This window comes from uncultured Methanobrevibacter sp. (assembly GCF_947169325.1).
In the GTDB taxonomy this organism is placed as follows: domain Archaea; phylum Methanobacteriota; class Methanobacteria; order Methanobacteriales; family Methanobacteriaceae; genus Methanocatella.
On sequence record NZ_CAMVPN010000073.1, the window covers coordinates 1 to 13,544 of the forward strand.

The window sequence follows — 13,544 nt, forward strand, 5'->3', positions numbered from 1 at the left end:
CAAAACTTGACCTGGAAAACATTAAGCCTGAAACTGAAACTGAAGAAAAACTCTTCGAAATTGCAGTGGAACTCATCAATACTGATAAATTCGGTGTAACTGATGATTTGTATGCTGTCGGATTTACCTCATTGATACTGATGAAATTCAACTCAATGATATATTCCCAAATGGGAGTTAACTTAGACATATCTCTATTATTCAATAATCCAAATATCAGAAAGCTTGCAGCTGAAATTGAAGGCAGCGATAAAGACTCTAATATAAGTGAAATTATCGAAATGGCAAACAGCATGGATTACCTGCCATTGACTGACAACCAAATAGGTGTATACTACGAATGTATGCAAAGTCCGAGTGAAATCAAATATACCATGCCTACTACCATGAGGTTGGGCAGTGATGTTGATGCAGATAAATTAAAAGAAGCAGTAATTAAAACTGTCGAAACCCACCCATATCTTAAAACAAGAATCGTCATTGACGAAGAAGGTGAATTAAAACAGAAAAGATGTGATGATATTGCCATGGATGAAATTGAGATTGTCGAAGTCGATTCCATTAGCGATGAAGAAATTATTAAAAATGATGTTAAGACATTTTCATTTGGTGATGAACAGTTATTCAGGGCTAAAATATATAAAACACCTGATGAAACAGTACTCTTCACTGATTTCCACCACATAATTACTGATGGTGTGTCTCAAATCAATTTCTTCGACGATATTGCTAATGCTTATGAAGGAAAAGACCTTAATGAGGAAATCGTTGATGGATATGTTTACAGTCTACTTGAAGATAATCTTAAAAACAGTGACACTTATGATAAGGCTAAAGAATTCTTCGATGAAAAACTTTCACAGGAAGTTGAATCAACAGTTCTTACTCCAAACCTTAACGGTAATCCTGATGAGGGTAAATTAAAAGCGTTTATTGATACTATTGATGCTGAAGAGATTAAAGAATTCTGTAATCGCAATTCATTTAGTCAAAATGCATTATTCCTATCTGCTCTCACATTAACATTGAACAAATACACATTCAGTGATAAGACATTGATTACAACAATTTTCAATGGTAGATCTAATCCGTTATATTACGACACACAAGGATTCCTTGTAAAAACACTTCCATTGATATTCAACAATGAAAACAGACAGGAAACTATTAAAGAATTCATAAACGGCATTGATGATGTCTGGAAAGACACTATGGCCAATAGCATTTACCCATACACAAGTATTGCTGAAAAATATCAATTAAAACCTGAATTATTCTTTACATATCAGGAATTTTATGATTCAGAACCTCGTGTAATAAATGGAAATCTTTGGGAAGAAAGAGAATTAATTTCAGAAGATTTAACTGCAACTGAATATAAGATTAACTTTGATATAGACGTTTCAGAAGATAAAATTGACTTCATAATAATATATAATGATGAATTATACAGTGAAGATTACATTAAAACATTTATCAAGTCCATGCAGCTTGTTTTAAATCAGTTCATGGAAAATGATGTCAATGAATTATGCATCGGTGAAGTGGAATTGGAAACCACCAAAGAAATACCTACTTTTAGCCCTGTTGAAACTCCATTCATCCACAAACGCTTTGAAAAACAAGTTGAATCAAATCCTGACAATATTGCACTTGTTGCAACAGATGCCACATTAACCAATAAAGAACTTAACATCAAAGCAAACCGCATAGCTAATGCAATCATTAAAAAAGGCGTTAAGCCAAGAAGCAACATTTTAGCAATGCTTCCAAGGGACAGCAACCTGATAGCCACCATAATTGGTATCTTAAAGGCAGGATGCACATTTATTCCTATTGATTTGGAATATCCTAAAGAACGTATTGATTATATCTATGAAAACAGTCAAGCAGATTACATCATAACCTCTGACGGAAAAGCAGATAATGAATTGGACATTTATGAATTGCTTGAAGAGAAAAACACTTCAAATCCTAATGTTGAAATTTCACCTGATGATTTGGCATACATGATTTACACTTCAGGTTCAACAGGATTGCCTAAAGGTGTAATGATTGGACATAAAAATGCATGTAACCAGGCTGAATCCAATCCAAAATGTGAATACGATAATTTATTAAGTATTGCAACAATTGCATTCGATACATCCTTGGAGGATATATTAACAGGTATTACAAACGGTATTAGAATAATATTTGCTAATGATTCAGAAATCAAGAATATTGTTGATTTAATCAGATTAATCAGGGATCATGAGCCTCAAGTAATGGAATTCACTCCTTCAAGATTGATATCTTATCTTGAAGTTGAGGAGTTTTGTGAAGTGATTGGCTGTGCTGAATGTATCGTTATGGGTGGAGAGCAATTCTCAGCCAAAGCGTTTGAAGGTGTTAAAAAATACTGTGATGCTAAAGTCTACAACAGTTACGGACCAACTGAGGCAACAATTGCATCCAACTATAAAGAAATCACAGATCCGGAAAACATTACAATCGGTAAAGCTCTTAAAAACTATGTAACCGAAGTAAGGGATATCGACGGAAAACTCCTGCCTCAAGGAGTTATGGGAGAGCTGTACATCGGTGGTGTCGGTGTAGGTAAAGGATACTACAACATGCCTGACAAAACTGAAGAAGTATATCTTACAATTAACAATATCCCATACTACAAGAGTGGGGACTATGCAATAGAGCTTCCGGACGGTGACATTGACATTAAGGGAAGAATCGACAACCAAATCAAGCTCAGAGGATTGAGAATTGAAATAGGTGAAATCGAATCAAGCATTAACAAATTCCCTAATGTTAAAAATGCAGTTGTTGTAATTAAGGAAATCAACAACAACGACCACTTATGTGCTTATTTCACAGCTGAAAATGAAATCGATAATGATTCATTGAAGGAATTCCTTAAAGAAAGGTTAACATATTACATGGTTCCAACAGTGTTCATGCAACTGGATGAAATTCCACAGTTGCCTAACGGTAAAACAGATACCAAAAAACTGCCGGAACCTAAATTGGAACTGGAAAATGTGAAACCTGAAAATGAAACAGAACAAAAACTCTTCGACATCACTTCAGAGTTAATTGGAACCGACGAGTTTGGTGTTACCGATGATTTATATGCTATAGGATTCACTTCATTAACATTGATGAAATTAAACACCTTGCTTTATAAGGAAATGAATGTTAACCTCGACATTTCAATATTGTTCAACAGTCCAACTGTTAGAAATCTTTCAGATGAGATTTTGAATCATGAGGAACAATCCTCAAAATTAGATGAGCTTATTGAATTGGCAGATAGTCAAGAATACTTCCCATTGACTGAAAATCAATTAGGTGTATACTATGAGTGCATGCAAAGTCCTGGTGAAATCAAATATACAATGCCTGCCATTGCAAGGTTTGACCATGACATTGATGCTGAAAAATTAAAAGAATCAATCATCAAAGCTATTGATGCACATCCATATCTTAAAACAAGAATTGTAACTGATGACGGTTCAATAAAACAATATAAAAACATTTCTGCTGAAATAGATGAAATTGAGATTGTTGAAGTGGATTCAATCAGTGATGAAGACATTATTAAAAATGATGTAAAAGCATTTTCATTTGATGATGAGCAGTTATTCAGATTCAAGATTTATAAAACTCCTGAGGAAGTCTTATTATTCAGCGATTTCCATCATATAATTACAGATGGTGAATCACAGGCAGTTCTGTTTGAAGAAATTGGAAATGTATATGAGAATAATGAGATTGAAAAGGAAATTGTTGACGGTTATGCATATAGCCTCATCGAGAAGGAGTTGCAAAACAGTGAAAGATATGATGCAGCTAAAAAATTCTTTGATGACAGGTTATCCAATGAAATAGACTCAACAGTTTTAACCCCTGACCTTAATGGTGATCCTGAAGATGGTGCGATTAAATTCGTTTATAGCAGATTGGATATAGCTAAAATCGATGATTTCTGTTTAAAACATTCAATCGGCCACAATTCATTGTTTATGTCTGCAATGATATTGAGCCTGAACAAGTTCACTTACAGTGATGAGACATTAATTACTACAATTTTCAACGGAAGAACAAATCCTAACTATTATAATACTCAAGGATTTTTAGTAAAAACCCTGCCATTGATTATTAAAAATGAAAACAGACAACAAAGCATTGAAAAATTCATTAAATATGTAGATAAAACCTGGATTGATTCTATTAACAATAGTATTTATCCATATACTCGTATCTCTGATGAATATCAATTAAAGCCTGAAATATTCTATGCATATAATGAGGGTTCAGGATCTGAAAGCCTGGTTATAAACGGCAAGAATTATGAAAACTATGAATTGTCCGATGCAACTGAAGAAACAGAATATAAAATAGACATTTCAGTGCTTAAACAGGAAACCACACTTGATATTGGAATTTCCTACAATGACCAATTGTACTCTGAGGGTTATGTAAAAACATTCCTTGATTCAATTGAAACAGTATTGAACCAGTTCATAGACAATGATGTTGAGACATTCAGAATATGTGATGTTGAACTTAAAACCAGTAGAAAAGCACCAACATTCATTCCTCTGGATAATCCATTTATCCATAAACGTTTCGAAGCGCAAGTGGAAAGCAAACCTGAAGAGATTGCATTGGTATCCAATGGAAAAGAGTACACCTATCGTGAATTGGATGAGTTAAGTAACCGTGTTGCTAACGGTTTGATTAAACGTGGAGTCGAACCTAAACACAATGTCCTGATAATGCTTCCAAGAACCGTAGATTTAATTGCATCAATTATAGGTATTCTAAAGGCAGGATGCGGATTCATCCCAATTGATTTGGAATATCCTAAGGACAGGATTGAATACATTTATGAAAACAGTGAAGCGGATTACATTATCTCAAATGAAACCTTTGATGTATCATTGGATATTAAAGGCTTGCTTGAAGAGGACAATGCAGAATCCCCTGATGTGGAAATATCTAAGGATGATACTGCATACATGATTTACACTTCAGGTTCCACAGGAAAACCTAAAGGAGTAATGATCAGTCATGAAAATGCATGTAACGAAACTGAAGGAAATCCTAAATGTGAATATGACAACCTATTGAGCATTGCTACAATTGCATTCGACACATCTCTTGAAGATATCCTTACAGGTTTAACCAATGGAATTAAAATAATCTTTGCTAATGACACTGAAATCAAGAATATGGTTGATTTAATACATTTGATTAAAACAGAAAAACCGCAGGTCATGGAATTCACACCGTCAAGGTTACTGTCTTACCTTGAAGTTGAGGAGTTCTGTAACGTAATTGACTGTGCGGAATGTATTGTTATGGGTGGAGAGCAATTCTCAGCCAAAGCCTTCAATGGAGTAAAACAGTACTGTGATGCAAAAGTCTACAACAGTTACGGACCGACAGAAGCAACAATTGCTTCCAACTACAAGGAAATAACCGATCCGAACGTTATCACAATTGGTAAGGCATTGCAAAACTATGTAACGGATGTACGGGATATTGACGGAAAACTCCTGCCTCAAGGCGTAATGGGAGAGCTCTACATTGGCGGTACAGGTGTCGGTAAAGGATATTACAACATGCCTGATAAAACCGAAGAGGTGTACTTAACTATTAACGGCATTCCATACTACAGAAGCGGAGATTATGCAATTGAACTTCCTGACGGAGACATTGACATTAAAGGAAGAATCGACAACCAAATCAAGCTCAGAGGATTGAGAATTGAAATCGGTGAAATCGAATCCAACATTTCCAGATTCCCTAATATCAAACGTGTCGTTGTTGCAATTAAGGAAATGAATGGCAGCGAACATCTATGCGCTTACTTCACTGCTGAAGAGGAAATTGACACCAAACTCCTGAAACGCTACCTCCAAAGCAAGCTGACCAAGTACATGGTTCCAACAGTCTTCATGCAACTGGATGAAATTCCACAATTGCCGAACGGTAAAACAGATATGAAATCATTGCCTGAACCTTCATTGGCATTAGATTTCGTTGAACCTGAAACTGAAACCGAGAAGAAATTATTCAAACTCGTTTCATCACTTACAAGCGCCGGGGAATTCGGTATTACTGATGATTTATACGCTTTAGGATTCACCTCATTGACATTAATGAAATTGAACTCAATGATATATAATGAAACAGAGGTAAACATTGAGATAACTGACCTGTTCAACAATCCTACAATCCAAAGTCTTGCAGACAAAATAGACAACAGCATGGATACTCAAATTGACATTCCGGAAATTATCAAGACTGCTGAGACAATGGAATTATTCCCATTGACCTCCAACCAGTTAGGTATCTACTATGAATGTAAGCAGACACAGGAAATCAAGTACACAATGCCTGCAGCAATACATTTCGGCAGTGATATTGATCCGTTCAGACTCAAACAAGCAATAATTGACACTATTGAAACACATCCATATCTCAAAACAAGAATAATCACCACTCCTGAAGGAGAATTAAGACAAAAAAGATGTGATGATATAGAAATTGATGAAATTGAAATTGTTGAAGTGGATTCAATTACAAATGAAGAGATGATGGAAAATGACATCAGCTACATTCCAATTGAGGACAATCAATTATTCAAATTCAAAATCTATAAGACTCCAAGCGAAACAGTACTGTTCTTTGATATTCATCACATTATCTCTGATGGTGCTTCACAGGACCTTCTCTTTGAAGACATTATCAGCGTATATAATGGTGAGGAAATCGAAAGCGAGATTGTAGATGGTTTTGCATACAGTTTAATTGAAGAGGAACTTGCTGAAAACGAAGTTTCAAAAGAATTCTATAAAAATAAGTTCTCTCAAGGATTTGAATCCACAGTACTTACCCCTAATTTGAATGGAAACCCTGATGAGGCTGAAATCAAGCTTATCGGAGATGGCATCAGTTCAAGCTTTGTAAGAATGTTCTGTCAAGACCATTCAATAAGTCCAAACGTTCTCTTTATGAGTGCCACATTATTGGCTTTAAATAAATTCACATTCTCTGACAAGGCATTGATAACAACCATTTTCAATGGAAGGTCAAACTCCAATTACTACAACACTCAGGGAATGCTGGTTAAAACACTTCCAATAATGGTAGACAGTTCAAAAAGGGACATGATGATTGAAGACTTCATTAAAGTTGTTGACAAATCATGGAAAGACTCATTAGTGCACAGCAATTATTCATACACTAAACTTTCAGAGGATTATCAATTGAAACCTGAATTCTTCTATGCATATCATGGAGCATTTGAAACCGATAATCTTGAATTGAATGGAAACACTTATGCTATGGAGGAGCTTGACGGTACTGTTGCAACAGATTATAAAATCAACTTGGATGTTTATGATGATGGGGAAAACATTGGAATTTATATAGAATATAATGACCAAATTTATAGTGAGGATTATGTTAAAAAATTCCTTGAAGCAATTAAATTTGTTCTGGTCCAATTCTTCGTTAATGACATGGATAAATTAAGGGTTAATGAAATTGAGCTAGCACCTAACTTGCTATTGCCTGAATTTGAGGAGGTTGTCAATCCATTCTTGCATAAACGTTTCGAGGAACAAGTGGCAAACAAAGGAGATGAAATTGCACTTGTTGCAAGCGATGATTCATTGACCTATGAAGAACTTAACAGAAAGGCAAATCGCATAGCCAATGCATTAATCAAGAAAGGTGTTAACCCAAAAAGCAATATTTTGATAATGCTTCCTCGTACCAGTGACCTAATTGCTTCAATAATTGGTGTATTAAAAGCAGGTTGTGCATTCATACCACTCGATTTAAAGTTCCCTAAAGAAAGAATCGAATACATATATGAAAACAGTCATGCAGATTATATCATTAATGTAGATGGCCTTGCACTTAATTCAGTATCTATTGGGGAATTGCTTGAGGAAGGCAATGAGGAAAATCCGGATGTTGAAATTTCATGTGATGACTTGGCATACATGATTTACACATCAGGTTCCACAGGAAATCCAAAGGGTGTAATGATCAGCCACAAGAATGCATGTAACCAAACAGAATCAAATCCAAAATGTGAATACAAAAATCTATTAAGCATCGCAACAATTGCATTCGATACTTCTCTTGAGGATATACTTACAGGCATAACCAACGGAATAAAAATAATCTTTGCAAACGATGATGAGATAAAAAGCATTGTTGAGCTAATCAGACTAATCAAACGTGAAAAACCAGAAGTCATGGAATTCACACCGTCAAGATTATTATCCTATCTTGAGTTTGAGGAATTCTGTGATGCAATCAGCTGTGCCAAATGTATTGTAATGGGTGGTGAGCAATTCTCAGCCAAAGCATTTGAAGGTGTTAAAAAATACTCTGACGCTAAAGTGTACAACAGTTACGGACCAACTGAGATTACAATTGCCTCCAACTATAAGGAAGTAACCGACCCTGAAAACATTACAATAGGTAAGGCCTTAAGAAACTACATAACTGACGTAAGGGACATTGACGGAAAACTACTCCCACGGGGAGTCATGGGGGAACTGTACATCGGTGGAGTCGGTGTAGGTAAAGGATACTACAACATGCCTGACAAAACCGAAGAGGTGTACATGACAATTGAAGGCATCCCATACTACAGAAGCGGAGACTATGCAATAGAACTTCCAAATGGTGAAATTGACATCAAAGGAAGAATCGACAATCAAATCAAGCTCAGAGGACTGAGAATAGAGATAGGTGAAATAGAATCAAATATCTCCAATTTCCCTAACATCAAACAGAATATTGTTGTAATCAAGGAAATCAGAAACAATGAACACTTGTGCGCTTACTTCACAGCTGAAGAGGAAATCAACAAAGATGAACTTAAAGATTACTTATCTGAAAGATTGACCCAATACATGGTTCCAACAGTGTTCATGCAAATTGATGAGATGCCTCAAACTCCTAACGGTAAAACTGATGTTAAAGCATTGCCGGAACCTAAATTGGAATTAAAATATGTTCCTCCTAAAAACAAGCTTGAACAAACAATATGTGCAATATATTCATCCATCCTTGATATTGAAATCGTTGGTGCAGAGGATAACTTCTTTGAGATAGGTGGAACATCACTTATTGCATCCAAACTTATCATTGAATTGCTCAAGCAAGATTATAATGTAAAATATGATGATATATTCAGAAACCAAACTCCAAGAGCATTAGCGGACTTCCTGTCTGGTGATGGAATTTCAGAGGATCTGGATGTTGACATCATTGAAAACTATGATTACACTCAAATACACAAGCTTCTTGAGCAAAACACCTTTGAAAACTATGCAAAAGGTACAAATCTTGAGTTGGGCAATGTCCTGCTAACTGGAGTGACAGGTTTTATGGGTATTCATGTATTATATGAATACATTAAAAATGAAGAAGGAACCATTTACTGTATGATTAGAAAAGATAAATTCGACAGTTGTGAAGAACGCCTGATTGACTTGATGGATTACTACTTTGATGAAGACTTTACAGACCTTATCGGGTCACGCATAATCCTAAGTGAGGGAGACATTACCAACTTGGATGACTTCAAAAAGCTTGAGGATTACTCAATTGACACAATCATAAACTGTGCGGCGATTGTAAAACACTACACTCATGACGATTATATCTTCAGAGTCAACGTTGATGGTGTAGTCAATGGACTTGAATTCGCAGAAGCAAACAACATCAATTATGTTCAAATTTCAACAACCAGTGTTTTAGATGAATTCACTGAAGATACTGACATTGAGAATGTTCACTGTGACGAGACAACACTGTATTGGGGACAAGACCTCTCCAACAAGTACTTGAACAGTAAGTTCCTTGCTGAAAGAATGGTTCTTGAGAAAGCTTTATCTGGACTTAATGTGAAAATAATAAGGGTAGGAAACCTTATGGGTCGTTATTTGGATGGTAGGTTCCAGAAAAACTTTGACACAAACGCTTTCTTGAATAACATTAAAGCCATTAAAAACTTAAAGGCAACAATTGCTCCAATTTCAGAAGAACTTGTTGAATTAAGTCCGATTGATTATGTGGCAAAAGCAACATTAGCACTTGCAAAAACACCAAAAGAATCCATGATATTCCATGCTGTAAGCGATAAGCTTATCCCTAACAGTGACATATTTGATGCTTTAAATTCATTCGGGTTTGAAATTGATGAGGTTACACCTGAGGAATTCAAGAAAATCTATGAGGAAAATATGAACGAAAACATTCAGGGAATGATTACAGCTGATTTGAGTATTGATGACTTTGACTTTGAAGAAGATATGGAAGATGAAGAGTTTAATGGAGATTATGGCGAAATTGTTAAAATAGATCAAACAGTTGATATTCTAAATTCATTAGGATTCAGCTGGCCTGAATGTGATGAAGAGTATCTTGAAAGATTTATAGGTTATTTAAATGAGGTACATTATTTTGATTAAATGTGGGAGATTAATATGAATTTTAAGATAGCAGACAGTAAATTTAAAGAATTGTTATTGCCGAGTTTACTTATAGTAATGGCTTTAAACATAAGTTCGGTAATTGATTCATTTTTTGTTGGAACATTCATTGGACCGAATGCAGTTGCTGCAATTGAGGTTTTAGAACCTATGGTTTTATTAGTAACTGTTTTTGAATGGTTATTTGGACTTGGAGGGCAGATTATAGCTGTAAATAAAAAAGCGGAATTTGATGTTGATGGAAGTAACAGGTACTTTACAACATCACTTGTCGTGTCATTTGTTGCAACATCTATAATGGCAATTTTCTGCTTATTATTCTTCGGGGAAATTGCAACATTCTTAGGTTCTTCAGCTGCCACTAAGCCACTTGTAATGGATTATTCCAAATATCTGTACGGATGTTTTGTTGTATCTACACTTGCTGCAGTACTTACTCAATACGTTCGTGTAGATGGTCAGCCTAATTTGGCATCAGCAGTTATTATAGTGGCTAATGCAATCAATATTGTCTTGGATTATGTCTTTTTGTCTTCTGGTATGGGTATGGCTTCCGCATCACTTGCATCATTTATAGGATATGCAATTGGATTAGCGGTATGTTTATTATACATCAAAAACTCAAAAAGAACATTCCGCTTTGTTCGCTCAGCACTTAAAGTCAAGACTTTCCTAAAAACCACCTGGCGCATGATTAAAGTGGGTTTTCCAGGTGCAAGTATGGGTATTTTTGATGTGATATTCGTTTATTTTATGAACATTTTCCTGGCGGGGGCTCTGGGAGATGTGGGATTGGCCACATACATGTTATGTATGGATGCATTGGTGCTCGCAAGTATTGTTGATATAGGAGTTTCAGAAACATTGACCTCTATTGTTCCGGTATATTATACAAAACACGATTATATAAATTTAAATCACTTAATTAGAATGTCTCTTATAATTACAATGACTTGTGCAGTAATATTGACTGCGATTCTGTGGATATGGCCTCAAGCCTTCTTGGCACTTTATAATTTCAATCATGTTGAAATGACCGGATTTGCAATTAATGCTCTCAAATTGTTCTCATTCTACTTTATCCTATCAGTGATTCCTAACATGCTTGTATTTTATTATGAAGCCATTGAAAGGCCAATTTTCTCATCAATAATTTCAGTTCTCTTCACACTTGCACTCCCATTGGTTACCGTAGTGGCATTATTTAACCTAATCGGACCTAACGGAATGTGGCTAGGATTTCCGATATCCTGCATATTCACAATGATTGCTATCGTCATTGGTGTTAAAATAATACAGAGCAGGGAGTCAAAATACAGCGGGCTTTTCTTTGTTGAAGATGACCTGGTCCATAAAACCAAAAACTTTGTCTTGACAGACAATGATATGGACGCTAGGAGAGAATGTTTAGTTCATTTGAAAAAATTAAATGCAGATGATAAATTCTGTGATAATGTAAATAAGATTTTTGACATGATTTTTGATACAAACAAACATGGCACATATGTGGAAATGCTGGTTATCGATTATCCTGACAATATCCACGTTGATATCAAATACGATGGTGAACAGGAAAACCTTGAACACCTAAAGCACAACTTCCCGGAAAATCTATTTAAATATGCAGAAGTTTTAGGATTCAATACTATTGAATACGTAATGGACAAATAATATTTCTAGTAATACAGGATTTGATACTTATGAAATTTAAAAAACTGAACAATGACGAAAAAATACCCTTTGTAAGTTATGGGGTTTATGAAATAAAGCCTAGAAAGACAAAAAAAGCAGTCCTAAATGCTTTAAATGCAGGATATACTTCAATTGATAATGCACAGGTGTACTATAATGAAAAAGAAGTTGGCCAAGCAATTAAAGAATCTGGAATTCCGAGAGAAGACTTATATTTGACCAGTAAAAATTGGGTAAGCAATTCAGGCTATGAAAAAACAATGAAAGCAGTAAGAAAAACATTGCAGGATTTGCAGACTGATTATCTTGACTTGTTGCTTATTCATCAACCGTTTGGTGATTATTATGGTTCATATAGGGCATTTCAGGATTTGCAGAAGGAAGGAACAGTATTGTCAATTGGTGTTTCAAATTTCGACTCAGCACGTCTTGTTGACTTGGCTATGAACTTTGATATAGTCCCTCAAGTTAATCAGGTTGAAACAACACCATATTTCCAACAATATGAAGCTAATGAAGTCATGAAGGATTTGGGTGTGGCTCATCAGAGTTGGGGCCCTCTTTCTGAGGGGTTAAATAATTTATTTGAAAATCCAATTCTTTCACAAATTGCTGAAAAACATGAAAAAAGCACTGTGCAGGTAATTTTAAGATGGTTGATTGATAGGGATATTCCTTTCTCATGCCGGTCTGTTAAAACAAATAGGATGGAAGAAAATATTGATATTTTTGATTTTAGTTTAGATAAAAACGATATTGAAAAAATTAAAGAATTGGATACTGGCAAAAGTCCTTTCAATGATTATAATGATCCTGAAACTGCTGAAGAGTTCAATTCAGAGGTAATATCTGATTCGAAATTCAGTTTTTCTTTATTCTAAATCTCTTCAATTTTTTGAGTAATATGTTGATGTTTCATGATTTATGTTAACTGATTTTGTTTTGTTTAATCTTAAGCATATTACATTTTTTTTAAATATTGTTGAATTACATTGGATATTTTTAGAAAATGTTAAGAGATTAAATATTGGTTTCATAGAAAATGTTTTATAAAGTGTTTTATAAAATTTATATTATAGTGGAGGAATGTTTGTCCATATTCTTTTAGGTAAATATTTATTTCTTATTTCAAGGCATTATTGATGAAATTAATATTTCTATTGAGATTTTGGAACTTTAAACTTCCTTTTACTTTTAATCTAATATTGGATGATAATATTGGTAGAAAAGATATGGGAAATATTGCTGAGATAATGAAAAATGATTTTAAAGACTCTTTCAAAAACTTTGTTGATTTTCAAAATCCTTTTTGCGATTGTCATTCCA

General features: G+C 34.7%; 3 protein-coding genes. All 3 read left to right on the plus strand.

Going from position 1 to position 13,544, the window contains the following annotated elements; genetic code table 11:
* Positions 1 to 65: 65 nt before the first annotated feature.
* From Q0W26_RS09475 to Q0W26_RS09485, 3 genes are read left to right on the plus strand one after another with little or no spacing between them, the layout of a single operon-like run.
* Positions 66 to 10,505, plus strand: coding sequence for a non-ribosomal peptide synthetase (locus Q0W26_RS09475; RefSeq protein WP_298524420.1), 10,440 nt, complete (start codon positions 66 to 68; stop codon positions 10,503 to 10,505).
* A 15-nt stretch (positions 10,506 to 10,520) separates the two neighbouring features.
* Positions 10,521 to 12,197, plus strand: coding sequence for an MATE family efflux transporter (locus Q0W26_RS09480; RefSeq protein WP_298524423.1), 1,677 nt, complete (start codon positions 10,521 to 10,523; stop codon positions 12,195 to 12,197).
* 29 nt (positions 12,198 to 12,226) lie between these two features.
* Positions 12,227 to 13,099 (plus strand): aldo/keto reductase, encoded by an 873-nt coding sequence (locus Q0W26_RS09485; RefSeq protein WP_298524426.1) that lies wholly within the window; start codon positions 12,227 to 12,229, stop codon positions 13,097 to 13,099.
* The last annotated feature ends 445 nt before the right edge of the window (positions 13,100 to 13,544 follow it).